The sequence below is a fragment of the Vibrio sp. 99-8-1 genome (genome assembly GCF_013114595.1).
Taxonomy (GTDB): Bacteria; Pseudomonadota; Gammaproteobacteria; order Enterobacterales; family Vibrionaceae; genus Vibrio.
Map to the genome: position 1 here is coordinate 51,622 of NZ_VTXE01000010.1, position 21,196 is coordinate 72,817.

General features: G+C 40.2%; 20 protein-coding genes and 1 pseudogene. 10 read left to right on the plus strand and 11 right to left on the minus strand.

Going from position 1 to position 21,196, the window contains the following annotated elements:
• Positions 1-5: 5 nt before the first annotated feature.
• Together F0227_RS07165 and F0227_RS07170 are read right to left on the minus strand one after the other, a co-directional pair.
• The gene (locus tag F0227_RS07165) at positions 6-1,643 is read right to left on the minus strand and encodes a hypothetical protein (RefSeq protein ID WP_216613352.1); all 1,638 of its coding nucleotides are present in this window, start codon (positions 1,641-1,643) and stop codon (positions 6-8) included.
• A gap of 38 nt (positions 1,644-1,681) precedes the next feature.
• Entirely contained in the window at positions 1,682-3,271 is a 1,590-nt protein-coding gene (locus F0227_RS07170; RefSeq protein ID WP_171752508.1) for an FGGY-family carbohydrate kinase, read from the minus strand.
• A 223-nt stretch (positions 3,272-3,494) separates the two neighbouring features.
• Here F0227_RS07170 and F0227_RS07175 point away from each other — a divergent pair, with 223 nt between their 5' ends.
• On the plus strand, positions 3,495-4,487 hold the full coding sequence (locus F0227_RS07175; protein WP_171752509.1) for a substrate-binding domain-containing protein: 993 nt from the start codon (positions 3,495-3,497) through the stop codon (positions 4,485-4,487).
• Positions 4,488-5,241: 754 nt separating this feature from the next.
• Here the strand turns inward: F0227_RS07175 and F0227_RS07180 are convergent.
• A complete protein-coding gene (locus tag F0227_RS07180; protein WP_171752510.1) occupies positions 5,242-5,424 on the minus strand; it encodes a hypothetical protein in 183 nt (60 codons plus the stop codon).
• A 359-nt stretch (positions 5,425-5,783) separates the two neighbouring features.
• Between F0227_RS07180 and F0227_RS07185 the strand changes: the two genes are divergently transcribed.
• From F0227_RS07185 to F0227_RS07215, 7 genes and pseudogenes are all read left to right on the plus strand, one after another.
• On the plus strand, positions 5,784-6,077 hold the full coding sequence (locus F0227_RS07185; protein WP_171752511.1) for a hypothetical protein: 294 nt from the start codon (positions 5,784-5,786) through the stop codon (positions 6,075-6,077).
• On the plus strand, positions 6,078-6,938 hold the full coding sequence (locus tag F0227_RS07190) for a hypothetical protein (RefSeq protein WP_171752512.1): 861 nt from the start codon (positions 6,078-6,080) through the stop codon (positions 6,936-6,938).
• A 496-nt stretch (positions 6,939-7,434) separates the two neighbouring features.
• The gene (locus F0227_RS07195; protein ID WP_171752594.1) at positions 7,435-7,755 is read left to right on the plus strand and encodes a hypothetical protein; all 321 of its coding nucleotides are present in this window, start codon (positions 7,435-7,437) and stop codon (positions 7,753-7,755) included.
• Positions 7,756-7,811: 56 nt separating this feature from the next.
• A complete protein-coding gene (locus F0227_RS07200; protein ID WP_171752513.1) occupies positions 7,812-9,203 on the plus strand; it encodes an AAA family ATPase in 1,392 nt (463 codons plus the stop codon).
• The gene (locus F0227_RS07205) at positions 9,203-9,751 is read left to right on the plus strand and encodes a hypothetical protein (protein ID WP_171752514.1); all 549 of its coding nucleotides are present in this window, start codon (positions 9,203-9,205) and stop codon (positions 9,749-9,751) included. The genes F0227_RS07200 and F0227_RS07205 overlap by 1 nt, the downstream gene beginning before the upstream one ends.
• Before the next feature lie 372 nt (positions 9,752-10,123).
• Positions 10,124-11,527 (plus strand): P-loop NTPase fold protein, encoded by a 1,404-nt coding sequence (locus tag F0227_RS07210; protein WP_171752515.1) that lies wholly within the window; start codon positions 10,124-10,126, stop codon positions 11,525-11,527.
• A gap of 182 nt (positions 11,528-11,709) precedes the next feature.
• Positions 11,710-12,114: pseudogene (locus tag F0227_RS07215) on the plus strand (site-specific integrase); the annotation flags it as partial.
• A gap of 106 nt (positions 12,115-12,220) precedes the next feature.
• Here F0227_RS07215 and F0227_RS07220 read toward each other — a convergent pair.
• Positions 12,221-13,264 (minus strand): GMP reductase, encoded by a 1,044-nt coding sequence (locus F0227_RS07220; protein ID WP_171752516.1) that lies wholly within the window; start codon positions 13,262-13,264, stop codon positions 12,221-12,223.
• A 371-nt stretch (positions 13,265-13,635) separates the two neighbouring features.
• On the opposite strand from F0227_RS07220, the gene F0227_RS07225 reads away from it, so the two are divergent.
• Positions 13,636-14,145, plus strand: coding sequence for a DUF2301 domain-containing membrane protein (locus F0227_RS07225; RefSeq protein WP_171752517.1), 510 nt, complete (start codon positions 13,636-13,638; stop codon positions 14,143-14,145).
• Positions 14,146-14,201: 56 nt separating this feature from the next.
• Here the strand turns inward: F0227_RS07225 and F0227_RS07230 are convergent, their stop codons facing one another.
• From F0227_RS07230 to F0227_RS07260, 7 genes are all read right to left on the minus strand, one after another.
• Entirely contained in the window at positions 14,202-15,695 is a 1,494-nt protein-coding gene (locus F0227_RS07230; protein ID WP_171752518.1) for an NAD(P)H-hydrate dehydratase, read from the minus strand.
• Positions 15,696-15,763: 68 nt separating this feature from the next.
• Positions 15,764-16,198, minus strand: a complete 435-nt coding sequence (locus F0227_RS07235; RefSeq protein WP_171752519.1) for a PAS domain-containing protein — start codon at positions 16,196-16,198, stop codon at positions 15,764-15,766.
• Complete coding sequence (locus F0227_RS07240) at positions 16,198-17,202, minus strand: response regulator (RefSeq protein ID WP_171752520.1); 1,005 nt, start codon at positions 17,200-17,202, stop codon at positions 16,198-16,200. Before F0227_RS07240 ends, F0227_RS07235 begins: the two co-directional genes overlap by 1 nt.
• Before the next feature lie 365 nt (positions 17,203-17,567).
• Entirely contained in the window at positions 17,568-17,801 is a 234-nt protein-coding gene (locus tag F0227_RS07245; RefSeq protein WP_171752521.1) for a hypothetical protein, read from the minus strand.
• 222 nt (positions 17,802-18,023) lie between these two features.
• The gene (locus F0227_RS07250) at positions 18,024-18,374 is read right to left on the minus strand and encodes an NADH:ubiquinone oxidoreductase (protein WP_171752522.1); all 351 of its coding nucleotides are present in this window, start codon (positions 18,372-18,374) and stop codon (positions 18,024-18,026) included.
• 367 nt (positions 18,375-18,741) lie between these two features.
• Positions 18,742-19,401, minus strand: a complete 660-nt coding sequence (locus F0227_RS07255) for an HAD-IA family hydrolase (protein ID WP_171752595.1) — start codon at positions 19,399-19,401, stop codon at positions 18,742-18,744.
• Positions 19,402-19,662: 261 nt separating this feature from the next.
• On the minus strand, positions 19,663-20,181 hold the full coding sequence (locus F0227_RS07260; protein WP_171752523.1) for a hypothetical protein: 519 nt from the start codon (positions 20,179-20,181) through the stop codon (positions 19,663-19,665).
• A 351-nt stretch (positions 20,182-20,532) separates the two neighbouring features.
• On the opposite strand from F0227_RS07260, the gene F0227_RS07265 reads away from it, so the two are divergent.
• The gene (locus tag F0227_RS07265; RefSeq protein ID WP_171752524.1) at positions 20,533-21,003 is read left to right on the plus strand and encodes a CreA family protein; all 471 of its coding nucleotides are present in this window, start codon (positions 20,533-20,535) and stop codon (positions 21,001-21,003) included.
• The last annotated feature ends 193 nt before the right edge of the window (positions 21,004-21,196 follow it).

Here is a 21,196-nt window from a genome sequence, read left to right on the forward strand (position 1 = left end):
CGCTGTTATTTAGCTAGAAATACTTTCATATTTTGAGTTAACGCTTGTGCGACAAAAGCCGTGACTACGGTTTCTAAGTAGTCTTCCTCAACATAGGCAACCGTAATATGGTTACTTTGGTGACCAGCCATTAAATCGTTTTTCGATACTCCATCTAAGATGCAGTTCATTAATGGCCATTCGCGGGTTGTTGCTTCAAGTCGACGAGTAAATTCAGCTTCAGGCAGCTCAAATGCTGATCCCGTACCTACATGCATAATCACTTGTTCACCTTCATAATGAGCTCGCGCCCAAATGAACTTACCCGCTTTACATTGGCCTGCAATCGAGGACCCGCCAAGAGGGAAATACATGGCTGGCTGACGATAACCTTGAGCAGATGAAATCCCCCCCTTTAGGTGTTCAAACGGTACCGAACCAGAAATTTCAAAATCCCAATAGAAGGTTCCTTCATACTCACTCCCCCAACGAATATCGTGAAGGGTCGTTTCTGATGGAAGGCTTAATGAATCTAAAAGTCGATAGAGCATTGTTTGCGGGATACCGGTTCCCATATCTACCTCGTTGATACAAGGAATCGGTTTACCCTCACGGATAATCTCTCCATTTTCATCCGGGATAGGAAAGCGGGTAGTTGATCCAATAGCACCTTCAGCGAAATCAGATGCTGCGCAGCTATCTTTCAAGCCTTGTTGATATTGAACACCAACACTGGTTAGGCCAAATCGCTTAGTAAATCGAGCCATCGCAATCATCATTGCGCACTGTTCAAGCAATTGCTGACGCGTTAACTCTGTTTCTTGGTCACTGCCATAATGGAATGTCATTCCACGATCTTCATACCACTTTAAGCACTCTTCTCTTAGCTCTGGTGAGACCAAACTCATTTCATGCAGCAATGCTGACTGAGACAAAGCCTCCATCGGCATACCTATGTCTACAAGGCTCTTTTGTGGAAAGACACCATTCATCATCCCCATGCAGAAACTATCGAATAAACCCATAATTTCTTTATTCTTAACAATGTATTCTCCAACCTCACAACCTATTTTTGCAGCTGCTGTGCTCATCATTGGCGATTCAAATGTGACTTCATTTAAATACGATGTGTCGTAATTGATTTTTTTCGAAGAGAGCCAGGTTTCCATATTGTTTAAGAAAAACTCATCATCTAAATTTTCAGACCATAGACGTGAGTAATCTCGACCCAAACTCGTCAAGGTACCCGCCATGCATAGCGCGCCCACTAGCCCCGGCCATTCACCGTCAAAATTGGCCAGCAACAAAATAGGACCTTTGTGTGAAACTAAAGATGGAGCAAGGTGATGTGAGTATTGCCAAGCCGTCATCACCACCACTATAGGTGCATGTTCGTCAATACCCGCAAGGACATCACAACCTTCTCGTTGGCTGGCAATAAAACCATGACCGTTGTCAGCATTTACCTCGTGACCACGAACAACCTTATAACCGAAGGTTTCATTCATCACTTGAGTGAATTTATTCTCGAACGCATGCTGTACAGGCCAACATTTATTGTTTGCACTTTCACGAAGATCTCCTGGTGAGACCATCACAACAGTCTTGTCACCAACCGGCGCGCCTGTCTGTTTTTTAGGTAATTGTAGGGTTAATGTATCCACTTTAAACTCCGTTAAATTTGATAATAAAATTGGCTTTGTTAAATATTTTCCATCATGGTTTTGTACTTCATTTGGTCTTGATACATTTCTAAGAAAACTTTGTATTTGGCATCATGAAACGTTTTTCGCTCTCTGTTCGGTTCAATTTTTTCCCCTGTGCTACCCATTATTTTTGCGGCTTCCGCTAGACTCTTATGCACACCACTTGCGGTTGCACCTAACATCGCAGCCCCTAAAATTACGGCTTCAGGTTCTGAAGGCAGAACAACATCACATCCTGTTATATCTGCATGTTCACGCAGCCATAATGGGTTTTTCGTGCCTCCACCACACATGGTGATTTTGGTAATGTCATGGCCGTTTTGACGCATTGCTTCGATAATATGGCGGGTGCCATAAGCAACAGACTGAATTGCAGCTAAGTACTCGATCGCCAAAGCGTCTAAGCTCTCGTCGAGGCTTAATCCTGTAATCATTCCTTTTAGTGTGGGGTTTGCACGAGGAGAACGATTACCATGGTGGTAACCCAACATATGAAAATTCAGCATCAACTTTGAATTGTCTTGCTCAAGCTCTGCTACTTTCTGGTTAAGTATTTCGTAAACGGAACGCTTTTCTATTTCCGCTCGTTGGCGTAAAGAATGGTATTCAGATGAACCTCGTATCACATGATCAATAAGTGCACCGGCGGCACTTTGTCCACCTTCCAACAACCAATAGTCGGGTAGCATCGCGCCCCAATAAGGTCCCCAAACTCCCGGCACAAACGTCTCTTTTTTGGTAACAGTCATGTGACAAGATGACGTGCCACCGATAACCGCTAATGTGGATTCGGGCTCATCACCTATAATGGCTAAACCACCAGCATGTGCGTCAATTATTCCTGTCGACACTGACGTATGAGTTGTTAACCCTAATTCGCTGGCGGCTTCGTTAGTCAGTTTTCCAACAAATGAACCTAGGTCTTCAATGGTTCCATCAATTTTTCCGTCGTCAATGATGTCAGTAAGGTTCATCTTTTCTAATAAGCTGTGTGCCCATCTATTTTCATGAGACAAATAATTCCATTTACAGCTCTTTGTACAAACACTTCTTACGGATTTACCTGAAGCCTTAAATACTAAAAAATCAGCTAAATCAAAGAACTTAGATATATTTTCATATTTCTCTGGTAGATATTTTTTCAGCCATAAGATTTTGGGGAGCTCCATTTCTGGGCTGACTTCTCCGCCAACATATTTTAATGCGTCATCTTTAGTAGAATTTATTTCATTCGCTTCTTCTATTGCTCGATGATCCATCCACATAATAATATTTTGTCTATTATTATTACTGCTAGACACTGTGGTTGGTTGATTGTCAGAATCTAATGCAACAAGTGAACATGTTGCATCAAAACCTATTCCAGACACCTCTTTTGCATCTATTTTACTTTCTGATACTGCATCTCTAACAGCGTTACATACACTCTTCCAAATATCTGTTGAAGACTGTTCAACATGATCCGTTTTAGGTCGAAACTGGAGGATGGGATATACAGCCATCCCTAACCTTTTACCATACTCGTCAAATACACCTGCTCGGGCACTACCTGAACCAACGTCAACACCTATTAAGTAGTTACTCATCGAAAACATCCTTCTCTACAGCTTATTTTTATACTTGCTAACTCGTGTTAGCAAAAGTTATAGCAACAAGACACCTCTCTCTCAATGTATAGAAAGGTAAAATGTGATATAACTCTTTTTAATCTATATAAATGCAGTTAAAAACATGCTTTCTCGCACATTTTGACTTAGGTATTTTAGAAAATATATTTTGATTACGAGGTAAATACAGTTAGCAATGGCAATGACAATTGAACAAATAGCAAAAAACCTTGGTGTATCAACTACCACGGTAAAGCTTGTATATAATGGCAAAGCAGACAAATATCGTATTTCTTCTAAAACACAACAACGAGTAAATGAATTCATTGAGAAAAACGGCATTATAGTTAATCAAACCGCTAGAAGCCTTAAGCTTAAAAAATCAAATACTTTAGGATTAGTAGTAACTAGCGTAACAAACGTATTCTTTTCTTCTTTAATTGAACACTTTGAGAAAGAGTCACGAAAAATAGGCTACCAGCTTATTACCGTATCAACAGATGGCTGTGAAAAAAAAGAAAAAGAAGTGACCGTTAATTTAATTGAACGTGGTGTTGATGGGATATTTATAGTACCAAGCTCTGAAAACCAGCAATTAGATACAATAAAAAAATTTACTCAAAAGCCGATTATTTTCTTAGATCAAGATTTTAAGGTTAAAGATCAATCGGTAGTGATGAGTGATAACTACCAAGCGTTCACAGAACTGACACGGGAGATCCTAGCAAAAAAAGTGTCTGAAGTTTATGTGGTGAGTGGTGACTCTGAGTTGCCTTCTATCCGAGCTCGTTTACAGGGCTTCGTTGATGGCTATAAATCTCTCAATCAACAACCTGTTTCAAATTGGCTCTACGCGGTTCCTAAAAATAAATTTCAGGATGGCTATGAAGGAATGCAAGCGCTGGTTAGGGAGAACAAACGTGTACCTGAAGCGGTAGTATTTTCGTCATTACCCATACTAGAAGGTGCGCTGCATTTCCTTAAAATTCATAAAGGTGTTATTCCTAACTCCCTTGTGATCGGTACGTTCGATGAACATACCATGCTGGAGTTCCTACCCAATACCGTGGTCTCTGTTCAACAGGATTCAGCCTCAATAGCTCACAACGCATGTAAGCTGATGCAAGAGAACATTGTTAAAAATCCGGTTTCCAAGAGAATTATTGTCCCAGCTAAGGTGATAAGCCGAGGTTAGTTATTTTGAGGGGCAAGCTAATCATTTCCATTTTACTCACATCCCCATGCACAGCTCAAACTGCCGTTTCGGGTTGGGTTTATTACCGTTGGGCTCAATAATCTGGTCAACGTTGGTTAAGGTAACAAACGAGAAAATAGCTATTTATTCATACAATGTTTGCTGTACATGGATTATGAGGAGCCTTAATCCTAATAAGAAAAAGGCACCCGAAGGTGCCTTGAGGATTAGCCCAGCCGCTCACCTAGAAGCTTCACCAAGTCAATCAGCTTAACTCCCAGTTGCAGCGCAAGCAGGATGATCTCGAGAACGAGAATCAACATGTCTTACTCCTATACAGGATGCAGGACGTGCCGGGATTGCCTTACCACTATTCGTACCCGGCTATCATGCTGTTGTGCGTACAGCGTGATGCCCCGCGGTGAAGGCATAGCCAAGATTCTCAGGCCTTGGCTAACGAATTCTGTTTGTAATATTTAGTTACTGTTATGGCAATACCAGTACTGCTTTGTACTTGACGATGGGCCACATAAGCGCCTATATTGAGCTTGTGCGTATAGCGTGATGCCAAAACAAATAAGCCCTGACTCTCAATCAGGGCTTTTTTGTTTCTGCTAGGTGCCGAAGTGCCGCCCTTCCGGACAGTCATTTTACTGAAATTAAACTTTCAAACAGGATTTCTAAAGAATTCTTACACTTTAGCCAGTGTGGCCGATCAGGTGAAAGCAAAAACGCCCCGTAGGGCGCTTTATCTTTATCTCAGTTCCAGCTCTTGTTCCTGAACTTTGTGGTGGTGCACCAGCATCAGCAGAAACATACCTATTTCGTTATTCAGGGCATGGTCGCCGGTGGTGTCGGTGGAGACGGAACCGATAATAAAGTCTTCGACCTGCAGATAAAAGTCGGGCTGGTATTGAACTTGGTTTGACGTTGACATAGTAACTCCTTTGGTATTTGAGTCACCAACCAAAGGTTCCTAATCAATGGGTGGTGAACTGAACAAGGTTAGGAACTACCGCACCAAAGGAAGCGGCGCGCCGAAGCGCCCCTGCCCAGCCCACCATAATTCAGATGCAATTGTGCCTTTTTTGAGCACATTCACCATGTATAGGTGTGCCGAAGCCACACATAGATAAAAGCCAGCAAAAAGCTGGCATCTATATGCCTTTGGTTTAAAGCGGGGTTCCTACGCCCGGCACCGGATTTTGCCAGTGCATCAATAGGTTATGATCTGGCTTGAATGTTGTCAATCGGTTAGTATCGTGCTCTTTCGTAGTTAATCAACAGGTTTGATAAGTGAAAAATAGTTCGAATGTCTTTTGGTATGTTTTTGGCGGGATGTTTGGATTTCTTGTTTTAGGCTTGCTAACTGATCGTCTAGTCGCAATTGGTGGTAGTTATGGTTCTACTGAGTTTGGAAATTGGGCAATGTGGGCTGGTTCAGGCGGTACGACATTTACTCTTATTTTTTTAATAATCCAAAATATTTCCCTTAGATCGAAGCAGGACAAAGCAGACAAAAAACAGGAAGAGATGTGGCAAAACCAAAAAGAAAACATCTCAATTCAAAAATATCAGACTCACAAATAGATGTTTGTAAACTTACTCGAAGGTCTTGAAAAGCGATTCAATAACGAGTTTGAGTTTTATGATAAACATGGTCTTTATCGACGTATTTTCCCTAAAAATGACTTTGAACACTGTGAAACTAAAATTGATCTCAGTACTCCTGATGGACTAGAAGAACGAGATTTAAAAGATATTTATGAAGGTTTTAAAAATCTACGAAGCGCATTTATAGCAACAGGTCATGAAACATTATATGAAGATGGTTATCATTTTATATGCAGTGTTGAGAGCCTCCAAGATAGTCTGATGCTAAAGATCTTCAGCAACAATAAAATTGGTGAAATATCTGGACAGACAGGCTCAGTAATCAACATGTTTCAAATGCGAAAAACATTCTTTTATCTGGAGTATGTATTCAAGGAACTGAGTCAGTTTACTGGGAATAAAGATATCCCTGACTTGTTAATTAACCTTCCAACATCATATTCTAGAGCCGCTATTCATTGTTCATTTATCACCTCTCGTAATCAAGCACACTATAGAACTAAGTTGGATGAGTATATGGCTATTCAGGCCTTTTATGAGGTATATAAATATCTAGAATCAGATAGCCCAGATAAGTCCTCAAAATATTACATCAAACTAAATCATAGACTTTCTCCGTATTTTTATTCTGAAACAAAAATAATCGCATTGTTTGAATCACTCATTGATGTACGATTTTTATACCTTGATGTAATAAAAAGCTTAAGAAAGATGTCTGAAGAAAGCCCCGATGCCGAATTAGATATACTTTTAGAGCGTACTCGAGATGCAGCTCACCATTTCGCAGAGGAAACCACAGAAAGCCGTAACGCAGAATCTAGGACAAATATTAACTAAGACACTGTTCCCCCCTAATACTCCGACATGACAAAAGCCCGACCTTCGCAATACTCGAAAGTCTGGTTACGCCATTCATCTCCAAAACTTCAACGGCTTCGCGGGTGAAAATTTCATGCGTCGTTATCTTGTTGTTCAGAAACTTGAGGGCACGCTTGTTTTGCCTTTTAATAATAACTTTACCTCACGGATAAGATTGTTATGAGTGCTTTTCGGTAAGCCGTCGGTTCCGTATACTTGTCATGGGTAACAATAAGTGTTTGAGGGGCTACAGAATATGTCAACATAATGCTATCCTCTTCAATTCACTTGATAATTCAAACAACTTCACACTTACTTGGTATGTTTGTTCGATGTAGGAAGATTACCGATCTACATGTATGGAGCTTCAAAAACCTTCATCTAGATCTTGGTCGAAAAAATTATATATATGAAAAGAATACCGTTACCGGACTACAATAAAGGTCATTGCAACGGATGATGAAGGAGCTTTAAGCTGAACTATTTTGGATTAGTTGTCGGTAAACTGATCTCAGAGTCGGCATTCTGTTTTGGCAACGTACAGCTCAATGAAACTGACGTTCATGACCCGATAGTTATAACGGCTGACGGTTCGACCGTTATCATCGAGAAAGAAACCAAACAAGCCGTTAGTGGAACCTACCTTGTTGATATGGATGGTTTGATGTCGCTAAACGAAATTCAAAGGTTGCCAGGTAGACAACTGGCGATTGCTTTTAATGGTTCAACCCTGACCGTTGATAAAGCAAGTGTTGAGATTGTTGGGAATGTTGTGATTGAGGTGAGGAAAGGGTAGTACCTCTACTTCTATTTATATAAAATACAAGAAGAATAGTATTCTAGGTAAAGAAAATGTCATTAAAATTTAAAGTTCAAAATCTAGGTAAGATAGAAGATGCTGAGATTAATATTAATCCGCTTACCGTCATTACCGGACCAAATGGTACAGGTAAAAGCTTTTTTACTAAAACCATCTATTCTATTTTCAGAATTATCGAAGATACTCCTTTAATTAGTGAGATTCTATCTTTATTTGAACAGGCAAAATATGCATTCAATCATGAACAATGTAGCATTGACGAATGTAGTGAAGCCGAAAAGGAAGCAATCACTTCAATATTCAAACTGATGGAAGAATTCAGCGAAACATTAATTCCCCCGTATATTGAAAGTCAAGTCAACCTTAATATAATCAGTAAGTTCAAAAAAAAATTATATTCAAATTTCATAGTTATAAATACTGAAAATGAAAATCCAGATTATATAGACCATAAAAAATACAGAGTATTCGAAAACAATTGCCTTGCATCTTTAAATAGCAGTATAGGTCTAGCAATAACATTCATGAGTGATGCTTCTTTTAGTCATAAGTACTTAATTGAGAACAAATTACTAGACGAAATAAAAGATAACTTTCAGATTGAGAGTTCTAAAAAAATAATATCACATAATAGTGACAGCATGCATCTTGAGTTAGACAGTTACTTTGACTTAGTTATTAAGAGTAATGCCGATAAAGAACGCGCTACAATTAAAATCAATCAAAAAGAGTTGGAATTTTTTAAAAACAAGCCTCGTTCCGTATTTTTTGAGTCCCCTGCATATTGGAGAGTAAGGGACGCACTTGTTGATGCAAAAATGAAATCTGAAAGCGGATACCTATCTGGTGTTCCGAAATACTTCTTTGACTTAGATTCTGCATTACGAAAGAAAAGCACTAAAAGTTCTGACTTGCTAATGGTTCATGATCAAATAAGATCTAATATTGGTGGAGAATTTAATATATCCAACGGAAACATTGTATTTTTTGATGAAAGTAGCCAATCAGAGATATCAAAGAACTTAATATCATTTGGCATGACTAACTTAGGTATGGTTAACGCATTGATAAAAAACAATGTAATCCAAAAAGGAAGCTATGTTTTTATCGATGAACCAGAAACTAATTTGCATCCTGACTGGCAAGTATTAATGATTAAAGTACTTGTTCAATTATCTCAGGCTGGTGTCAATGTTATTATCAATACTCATAGCACTGAAATCCTTAAGTATATAGAGGTTCGGTTCTCTCAAATAGCTAAAGAGCAAGGTGCTGATAGTGTTAAAGAGCTTTTATCAGTTAACTATTTAGATATTGATGGAACAAACTTTGAGTTTGATAGCGCATGTCCAATTGAACAAGTGAAAGAGGCTCTCACTGAGCTTAGCTCTCCGTACATGAACATGTATATGGGGAATGTATAATGCCAATTGACTTAAGAGAATATTTCGAGCCTATATCTCATAGTCTAGGGCGAGGCGAAACTGAACCAGAACGAGCAAGAAAGCAAGCAATCAAACTTGACGAGCATGACGGTTTAGCAGTGGCTTTAGGCTTTGAAAATAATTCAATTAGTAAGGCTGATTACCTTTACCGAGACGGGCCGGAGTTTGTTGTCATAGAAGCAAGCGACCTGAGAAATCAACTTGACGAGTGTCATGTTCAAATCAGGCAACTAGAAGAACAGGAGCTTGCTAAAATACGCAAACCCAAACTTCCCATAAAAATTCGAAAAGACATTGAAAATAAATGTTACTACCCAATTAAAGCAGAACTAATGCAAAAGTGGTGTGGTTCAATCGCCGTCTCTGAGAGGATGTGCAAAGAGAATGGAATTACCATACGCCCTAACTATAAGTACACAATAGTTTGTAAGAATGAAACTGACATACAAGTACTGGATCGTCTAAAGATTAAAATGTCTGGAGCAATTAGTAATATAGAAATATTGAAGACAGAAGACCTAGGTTAGCCATTGTCGGCACAAACTTAACATGTTAACTTTATAACTGATTTTACGAATCACATCAGTATCTCTTACATTTGTTAAATCTGAGTATCGTGGTAGGTATTGAACTTTACTTACAACCATTTTTAGGAGGTTTTATGTCAGTGTATTTTTCTGCATTTCTAACTAAAGTGGCTAGCGATTTGGTAGAAGGTGTGACTTCTTCGGGGCTATCAGATGGGACTACAATAACCAGTTCGACCGATTAGGGTTTAACCAAATTAGAGGTACCGTGATGATGAGTCACTTTATCTACCTTTTCGCCCCACCAATCATAAGAGGTGCTTAAGCACCTCTTTTCCTCAAAATTACCTTTCACAACACAGTAGGCAAAGCATGGTTAGCTCAGTATCACCAGAAGAAGTCTTCGAAAAATACCCTATCATCCAGCGAAGAGAATTTGCTCAGCATCTAACAACATTTTTAAACTCCAAAACAGATAACGGATATGTTCTTAACCTTAATGCTGAGTGGGGGTCGGGTAAAACGACTTTTCTGCAGTGTTGGTATAACGAGTTAAAAGACAACCACCCTGTTATTTATTTTGATGCTTGGAAATCTGATTTTTCTCACGATCCAATGCTAGCTCTAATCGATGCTTTTCAAGAACAATTAGCCAACGCAATTGCGGAAAACAAAGAGCTAATGAACCGCATGATTAACGGTACCGGTCACTTCATTAAAGCAGGTTTACCTTCAATTATTGCTGGCGCACTTAAACATAAAATTGGAATGGATCAAGATGACTCATTGTTTTCTGACATATCCGACACATTAGGTATCGAACTGGGAGAGGAAGCAGTAGCAGACTCTGTGAAAGAGACTCTTAAAGCAATGCTTGAGCAAAGAAGGAAAATCAAAGGCATCCATGATTTTAAAGAGATCCTTAAAGAACTCGGAGAGCAATATCGTGCTATTTATAAAGAACTAAATTACCCAATATACGTTCTTGTTGATGAATTGGACCGTTGTCGCCCGAATTACGCTATCGAAATAATAGAATGTGTTAAACACTTCTTTAATACAGATAACTTTGTCTTCGTATTAGCTACTGATACTGAACAGTTACAACATTCCATAAGAGCAGTCTACGGAGAAGGGTTTGATTCTATGTCATACCTTAGTCGTTTCTTCGATAACTCTGTTACATTATCCGCGCCAGATAGAGTTGATTATATTAAATCCCGTATATCGATATGTGCCGAGAAAGAAGCTTGGGCTGATCTAGGTTTTGAATTTATTGACAAAGTATTTGACTGGCATGAGATTCACTCTCTCAGGGAAATAAATAAAATTCTTGACTGTATTGACATTGCTTCAACAAAAGAAAAGACATTCAAAGTATTCCCACTAATTATTCTTGCAATCTTAAAAAGAAAGTACCCAGAGTTTCTTAAGCGATATGAAAGAACGGCCAATGTACCTTACAATTCAAGTTACAACGGAGTACGAAGCCTAGTTAACGACGACCAGTTGGTACCAGGCAGAATAGCGGACGGTTTTCGAGTGACAACACAGTCATCTGCAAAAATAGACTATATGATTCATGTGATACTTGCTCAACTAGAAGTGACAAATGTACCTGACTACGCCCAATACGAAAATCGAAAATCTGACAATCACGAAAGTAGAAATGCAATTTCGTCTTTCAGTTCAAGCATAATAATCAACCCAGAAAATGATAATGCAAATAAAGCTGACTATTTATCCGTTATTAACTTTGCCGGACATTTTGCTTAATAACCTTTCGGGTCTATTAATATAACAAACTGAATTAGTACTTGATTTATTACATGGCTGGCAAATAGGTTTTGAAGTGATTTATTTAACCCACTCGCAAATGTTTGCGCACAACAGCTAAGAACATTGTTTACCACGCCATACCGCTTGACTGCAGTTAACTCAGTTTAAGCGGTATTTTTATGTCCATCCGAAACCTAAAAGACAACTCAAATAAACCGTGGATTTGCGAATGTTATCCTGACGGTCGTAGCGGTAAACGAGTTCGCAAGCGCTTTGCCACCAAAAGTGAAGTAGCCGCCTATGAACGCTTCTTGATGAAAGAGGTTGATGACAAGCCGTGGCTGGGTAGCAAACCTGATCACCGCCGGCTAAGTCATATGGTTAGTGCCATGAGGAACCCTGTTGCTTCAACCTTCTCAGCAAAAGTTTATTCCGATTACCGAAGTAAGCGCATGGCCGGAACGCTGGTGTTTGTCGATGAAGCCCGCTGGAACCGTTTCAAACCCAGCATCTCAACCATTAACTCTGAACTCGCTCGCTTTAAAGCCATGTTTAACAAACTGCGCGAAATCGGAGAATCGAAGTTGGCCAACCTGTCACCTGCCGACAGCAAAAAAGTCACCTGCCGACAGCAAAAAAAGAGCCGCACGAGGCAGCTCAATTTATGTCAGCTTCCGACTCTTCTAATGCTTACTCTTTACCGTAAACATTATTCTCTTGTTCTTGAACACGGATAAACGTAGTACGCTTGGTAAGTTCTTTAAGTTGTGCAGCACCAACATAAGTACAGGTTGAACGTACACCACCAAGAATATCGGAAATGGTTTCATGTACGCTACCGCGGAATGGAATTAATACTGTTTTACCTTCAGCAGCTCGATATTTTGCTACGCCACCAGAGTGCTTAGACATCGCCGACTGAGAGGACATGCCGTAAAATTTCATGAACTTCTCATCATTCACAGTAACAACATCACCACCCGACTCTTCATGGCCCGCAAGCATACCGCCAAGCATGACGAAATCTGCACCACCACCAAAGGCTTTAGATACATCTCCGGCGCATGTGCAACCGCCGTCTCCAACAATACGACCACCTAAGCCGTGAGCGGCATCCGCACACTCAATAATGGCAGAGAGTTGTGGGTAACCAACGCCCGTTTTAACTCGAGTGGTACAAACTGAACCCGGACCAATACCTACTTTTACAATATCTGCGCCAGCAAGAATTAGCTCTTCAACCATATCCCCTGTTACAACATTACCCGCTGAAATGACTTTATCTGGAAACGCTTCGCGTACCTGAGACACATAATCAACTAGGTGCTCTGAATAACCGTTCGCAATATCAATGCAGATGAAAATGATCTCATCACTAAGATCCATTATTGCTTTGGTTTTCGCGAAATCATCTGGAGAAGTTCCTGTCGATACCATTATATTGTTCAATGTTTTTGAGTCAGCTTGCTGAACAAACTGTTTCCAGTCATCAACAGAATAATGTTTATGTACCGCTGTCATGACATTATGTTCCGCTAACGCTTCTGCCATTGTAAAGCTCGCAACGGAATCCATGTTTGCAGCAATAACGGGTACTCCAGACCATTGACGACCGCTATGCTTGAAGGTAAACTCGCGGGTTAAATTTACTTGAGAACGACTTTTTAGTGTTGATCGTTTAGGGCGAAACAGTACATCTTTGAATCCGAGCTTAAGTTCTTGTTCGATACGCATGGTATTTCCTTGTTTAAAGTTATGTGTCTTTATCACTGCTTTTTTGAGTCATCACTGCGTAATTAGCTTTAGTTGGTCGACAACGTTTAGTCGTCATCACACCAAACTAAAGCAATATAGAATTTGTTGGCAGACATTTTCTATATTGCGGACACAAAAAAACCGGAGCGTTGGCAGACGCTCCGGTTTTCAACATTATAGGTTGTAATTTAATTGTTGCAAGACTGATAATTTGATTTTTTTTGTGCTACGCTGCTGGAGATTTCATATCCAAATTACCTGAATTATCTATTCGCCAAAATCCATTAGTGTCATCTATTTTTGCGAGTAACCTTCTCAGCACACGCTTAAATAAGTTAAGGAGAGCAGCAATGGCTGATCCACATATCGAATCTCCTATGGATTGGATAGATCATACAACGGTGATCATCTACCGACTTGGCCTCACCTTAGCGATTCCAACCGTGGCACTGCTCCCTTGGGGTATCGATTTACCTATTCAGCAACTTATTATGTTAGCTGCTGCAATGTGTGCCTCTTCACTTCATATCTATATGAAATCGTTTCGACTGTTGCTACAAATGGCCACGTGGGTGGGACTAGTGTTAGTGATTCTCGGCTTCCCGATGATTGGTTTGGGCGGCGCACTTATCACACTGGGAGGACTCTGCTTTAAAGAGTATTTCTGCTTTAAAATTCCAGGGTTACCATTCCAACCTCTTCTACTGGCTGGATTGTGGTTTGCTATGCAATTTGGTTGGACAACAGAAGCAAAAGTTATCGCTTCAGCCTCAGCGATTCTCTTTTTGATGGTCAGCGTCGCTAAATGGCGAATGCCCCGACACTTTGATATTGGCGATAAAAACAATTATGAAGTTTAGTGCTCTATACAGGTTTAGAGCACTTTTATATTTTAGAACTGCGCGTATTTAGAACACTAGCAAGTCGCTAAAAGTTGACGTAAATAGGGATAAAGATCACTCGCTAGCATCCCTATCTCTCCATGCTCTTGAACGCATCGATCTGCTGCCGTTGAATGCAGCCATACGCCAAAACACGCCGCTTGAGTCAGGGTCAGATTTTGTGCCAGTAATCCAGCAATGACGCCAGACAACACATCTCCCATCCCACCGGATGCCATTCCCGGATTCCCCGCATTACAGACATAAAGCTGTTTTCCATCATAAATAAGGGTACCGGCTCCTTTTAACACCGCAACACCACCATATTTGCGTTGCAGCCTCATAACAGAGCTAAAACGATCACTTTCAATCTGATCAATGGTGCAATTAAGTAATCTTGCAGCTTCACCGGGGTGAGGAGTAATAATGCGTCGGCTATTAAAGTCTGGCACTCTGGCTAACAAATTGAGTCCATCAGCATCCACTACCATGCGTTTTTCAATGCTGGCGGAATAACCCATTAATGAACGTCCCCAACTGGTTGTCCCTAGTCCCGGTCCAATTAACAGAACATCGGCCCAGTGTAGATGATCATTGATTTCGTTACTGTTACCACGCCAGTCGAACACCATCAATTCCGGTCTTGCACTCACAATTGCTGAGACATTTTCCGGTTGGGTAACAACACGAGTCAATCCCGAGCCTGTTCTAGCACACGCCTCTGAAGCTAACCGTATCGCACCAAACATGCCTCGGTCGCCTCCCATGCAAAGTACTCGGCCAAAATGTCCTTTATGACTAGTTGGTTTACGTCCGGTTAAGCTGCCACCAAGAGATTGAGCGGATAACAGCAAGCTAGATGCTTCTATTTTCTGACTGAAATCATCAGCAATACCTAGACCTGCGAAGACAATTTCACCACAGTAATCTTTCGCACATCCGGTAAATAAACCTTGTTTACTGGCAATAAAAGTAATGGTTTTATCGGCTTGTACCGCACAACCAAGTACCGCACCAGTATCTGCGCTCAATCCTGATGGAACATCAATGGATACAACAGGCACCGGTGACTGGTTGATTAACTGAATAATCGACTGATATTCTTCTCGAACTGCACCAGAGAGGCCAGTGCCGAGTAAACTGTCAACGATGAGATCAATATCATCAGCGAGTATCGTCTCTGGCTTGGCAATTTGTCCATTAACAGCAAGCCAATTGTCTCGCGCTTTTGCCGCGTCCCCTTTGAGCGATTCTTCACTGCCCGTTTGCCACAAGGTCACCTTGTAGCCATGCAGCAAAGCTAGCCGAGCAGTGACGTAACCATCACCGCCATTGTTTCCTGAACCACACAGCACCAGAAGATGTTTACAGCCTGAATAACCCGCTACGATACTATTAAATACTGACTTTCCGGCCTCTTCCATCAGCTGATACATCGCTCTGTTTTGTTCCGATGCAATCAGCTGTTCACCCTCTTTTACTTGCTGAGCAAGATAAAGCTTACTTCCCTTTATTTCCACTCGATACATCCTAGTTGCTGTATTCCAATCACTCTATATCACTCGCAGATCGGTTTGGTTTATCTGTTTGGTTGTGGTTATGACTTCGCCATCATGGCTTCTGCTGTCGCATCCTGAATAGACAAAAATAGCGACTTAACTTCACCGGTCGGCGTTCGCATCGGGTTCAGTGTGACGTTCTGATACATAAACTCAGCCTGTTGTGTAATAGGCCTTACGTTTCGACATTTAAATAGATAAGGACGTTGTCGCCATGTAATAAAGCTTCGACAACCTAAACCATAAACAGGCTTAGTTTTTATGGTAAACCACTCTTTTGGTATCTCTGGGAACACTTCAAAAATGGTTTTTCCCAAAACTTCATGAGATTGTTTGCCACTGTGGTGGGTCATAAATCCATTCCAAACCTGGATCTTATGATCGGTATCTAATACCACTAAGCCGAGATCCACATTTTGTACCATGTCCACCATCCAGTGGAACTGCTCAAATTCAGCGGGAAGACCTATCATTAAAAATCCTCCATCAAGTAAGACAATTTGTTATCGAGAAGAGGCAATGACTCATCGACAAACATAAAGAGTAGATCACACCGTATACTGGTGTTATCAATGGTGTAGCTTACTTCGAACGTCATGGTTCTGGTAAAGCTGCCAGTAGTCGATTGAATAACCGATTCAATGGGAATATGTTGCCCAAGCAATACAGGCTGCCCTTGAAAAAAGCGAACCTCAGCTTGTTGGCCTAAGCCATTTAAAAATGAACCTACCAATATGTTTGATACATCCATCAAAAGTTCAAGCTCTTCTAGCTCTTCACTATCCGCTGGTACCTTCATCAAACTTTTAAGGTCAGAAATACTAGAGTCACTCAACAAAACTAACGCTTCACCCGCAATGCCTTCACCACTAAAACCTTGGCACACCCCTGACACTTGGTCATTTTGAGCAAGATCTTCGAGAGCCATATGAAGCTCAGTCACCTCAAAGATATTCACATTTGGCAAAGGTAAGTGGACAAAGACGTCAAAATGACGAGCCAATGCATCTGCCGCTCGCCCTATAGAGACGTTTGCTACTTCCATGTAGATATCGCGACGTTTCAACATCGGCAGTTCGACTGCTTTTGCTGGCGCAATATGGCTGGTTGCCGCTGGCGAAACTAACTCTTTAAGAACATCGTTAAGAACGGTTTTATCCATAGGTTTTTGGATAAAAGCCTTGGCTCCGAGTTCATTTACTTTTGCTTTTGCTTTTGGTTGTATATCGCCAGATACCACCACAACAGGGACGTCAATCTGACGCGTTTGAATTTCTGCTAATGTTCCGTAACCATCCAGCTCTGGCATGGTTAAATCTAGGAACATCAGTTCAAATTTTTGTTCGGCTAGTTTTTCCAAAGCATCAATGCCGTTTACCGCGAAGGTAATCTCAGCATTTAGCGAGGTAGGAAGCGATCTTGCCATCTGCTTTCGAGCTAAAGCAGAGTCATCACAAATTAGTACTGAATAAGTCATTTATCACCGCTACACTCAAATTTAATTAATCTATATTAGTATACTCAAATCTTCTAAACATTCAGAACAACTTCTGAGTTTAATTGGTTTAATTGAAAGAAATATACCCAAATGCCCTCAAGAAGCACTCGCCAGTGCTATATCAACGGGTCAGAGACAACGAAACACTCGCCAGAAAAAGAGCTTGATGTTGTTTACTCTGTATTTTTAATTGATGAGTAAAGCATTGACCCAAATGGTGATTAAATCAAAAAAGCCAGCTCACTTTTTGAGCTGGCTTTCACTAATTCATTCTATCTGAGTAAAACATAATGAAGCGACTTTTATTCATGCCATTCCAATTTCAATCGACGCCATATAATAAATTACGGCCATAACGTTAATATGATTATTTTTAATACAAAGGCAAACACAACCATAGAGATGCCTAACCGATACCATTTAAACTCCGCTACAGACATCGGCACTCTTTTATAAAACATTGTCGCAACGCCTTTCCAGTCGTTACTTCGTTTACCGTACTGCATTATCCCTGTTAGAACAAAAATAATCCCGACAATTAAGAATCCTTTCTCAATCCAAAATAGACTCGTTTCCATAGCTGTTTCCTTACATCACTATTTTGTCATTTGTTTCAATTGCAAAGTTAAAATTTAAGTAGCGCAATCTCACCAATCAAACAACACACTCTTTTAGCCATTAGTTTAGCCGCTAACCTTTGATAGAGCAGTTGGACAATAGTCTAATACGCATTAAAAAAGGCCAGTAAATACTGACCTCTTTATAATCGTTTAACATTTCTGTTTATACTCATCTGCACATTATGACGAAGGGGCAACAGAGGCAGTAATGCTGTCTCGATAAGTAAACCACAAATAAGTGACAACAATTGAGAAGAATAGATAAGAGAGTGCAAAAACTAATGGTGAGGTTATTAATGCTGTTTGAACACCAATCACCACACCTGCCACTGTGATCATTATCTTAGAGAATAGACCAATAAGTAACAGTAGTACGGCAAGCTCCGGGAAGCGAGTAGTACGAAAAGCAAACCAGTAACAAGTACCGACGGCTAAAGAAGCAACGGTCAGTCCTAACATAAAGGAATGGAGATGGTCAGCGGAGATAACACCGGCAGATATCGATGTCATAATGATTAAGAAAAGTTTCATTTTTTACCTCTCATACAGCTTAACTTTACGCACCCTTTCATATTTGCAATCTTATTTTGCGTGGCATTTTCCGGATTTTCAACGCTTTTACAAGCCCTTTTATGCAAATTGCGCAAAAATAATTCTCACCTCAATATCTCGTTACATTCACGCAACATTGAATGACTGTAACAGACTGTTATACGGTTAACTTTCACAGTTTTGTTTAATAAATGTTAAATTTCCTAGGAAAGCAAATAGTCATAATTAATTTGTAAATATTTATGTCATATCGACCAACAATGACTTTGTTTTTCGCTTTTGGGGGACAAAATGCAAAAAAGCCAGCATTATGCTGACTTTTAATAGGAGATAAACCGAGTAGACGTTAACTGACTAACGTAATCAATTGAGAGATATTGCTAATCTCAATGATTCCTTCATCCGTAAGTTGATCTTTATAAGGGTGACTTCTTAAATGAATGGTTTGAATACCCGCTCGTATGCCGGCTTTGACACCTTTAGCGGTATCGTCAATGTAAACACACTCCTCTGGAGAGAAGCCCATATTCATTGCGGCATAAAGTAATAGATCCGGTTCTGGCTTCCAGCTATTGGCATCAAAAGCAGAAAATACATTGCCATTAAAACGACTCTTCAGTCCGGTGAGGTCGAGATAAAACTCAATTTTACTTTTAGGGCTGTTAGAGACCACGCAGTATTGAATATCCTGTTCATTTAGCTGCGACAATAACAACTCTACACCCTCTGATGCTTTTAACGACGCCTGGAACAGTACTTGAGTTTGTTCCCGATACATAGGTTCAAGTTCGTCAAGGCTAACATTGACGCCCAACCTATCTCTGGTTTCAGTTAGAATATCCGCTATCTTTCCGCCTCTAAAATGTTTCTCAAAATCGTCGTAACTCACCGAGTCATCAAACGAAGAAAATACATTCACAAGTGCTTGGCAACACAAGGGCTCACTGTTGATTAGTACACCATCACAATCAAAGATGACACACTTAACTTTATTATTTTTTGTCATCATAATTTATTCACTTTTCTGTTTAAGCTACTTCCTTTCAAATCAGTCATACTCATTATCAAATCTCTAATTAGTAATCATGACTGATTGATCAACAAGACAAACGGTGTAAGCAGCATTTGACTTGCACATTTATAATAAGTCATTGCTTTCTATACTGAACAACAAAGCGGTGGGAATGATGTCTGTATCCGTACAAAAGAATAAATTTTCTAGCCGGATCACTTAATCAACTATAAAAGGTATAGAGGTGAATGACAGTTATGAGCTCGTTTGACCTAAAGCCAATGTATAGGAAGAGCAGTTATATTGACTATTCACGATCTCGATAAGCTGGTCAGCAAACTGCGCCTTAATTTCCTCATCATCACAATTAGTGGCTATATCTGAGATCAGTAGATCGCCATTATGCGCTGTCAGCAACGCGCAAATCACCGGCGTTCCTTTTTTAAAGCCAATATACATCGGTTGGTCAGGGGATAAGGATATTTGGGCAAAGAACTCTAGCACTACCGCTTGCTCTTCCGCGTTCGGCCATTGAGAGGCTTGTAATTGAGCAAACATCACCGTAAGGCGGTGAAAATCAACTAAATAGATATCATCGATAAATTTGCTTTCCGTTAATTTGGTCTGAACGGTACGCTGGCTATATTCGACATTAATCTGACTTTTTAGGTATAGCGCTTTGCCTGCTAGGCTCTCAGGAGTTGGGTACGCAACATCAACATGACTTAACAGCCATTGATTCTTTTTTTCAGTAACTATGTCTTGAAAACTCATATAACCTGGCCATTGTTGGGAAGAATAAAGAACGGATTAACCCCAAATATCACACACAGTGGCATTACACACATCCGATGTTGGGGAAGAACTGCACGCTGCAAGCATACAGAGCATTAAAATTAACAACAAGTTTCTCATTACTTTGCTCCAAAAATAAATGACTTATGCACATGGCGGCGCCAAACACTCTTTTACCATACAGGCATTTTAAGTTATCAAGTGACTTGGGTATATAGTCAAATAGGTGTTAATATTATTTACCTAATAACATCCACTGATGTTTTGTTTTGGGTTTGATTCTCTTAAAAGAGTTCATACCGTAAGCATTTTCCAACGACGAGCCCACTTATGTATAAAAAGATACTATTAATACCTGCATTAGCGTTAACTTTATCGGCATGTGACAAAAATGAGGTCGGCGATGTTAGCCTTGGAATGTTCACTATGCAGGACATTAAGCTTAATCACTTGGTCGACCCAATCGTCACTGGCGTAACTTGCCACATTGCGTCTGTTGAAGATGATTTAGCCTTTGCGGATCCATCTGACTCTTCTATTGCTTGTCGCCAAACGGGCGAAATAACGGCAGAAATGATCGCCAATATCGACACAAGCAAGTCGGGAGAAGTGGTGTTTAAGAAGTCGAAAAGTATCTTTTTCAAATCGATGAAAATTAGACGTATCTTTGATAAAGAGAATCAAACACTGATGTATTTGTCTTACTCTACAAAAGAGACATCAGGTAGTTTCAAGCACAGTCTCTCTACCGTGCCGTTGTGGGGAACCAAAGCTTATCAAACAGTGACGAATGTAGAGTAATAGACACAAGCGTCCGTTTTACTCACACAGATGCGAATTAGAAGCCACGCGACCTTGAACTGACCTTCAATAGTTACGTGGCTTTATAACAGAACGAATACTCTATAGTGTTTTCATTGTACAAATTGCTGATATTGCCATCATTAATGCTAGCCTTTCATCAAGTTTCTGGCACAAAATTAACACACTACAG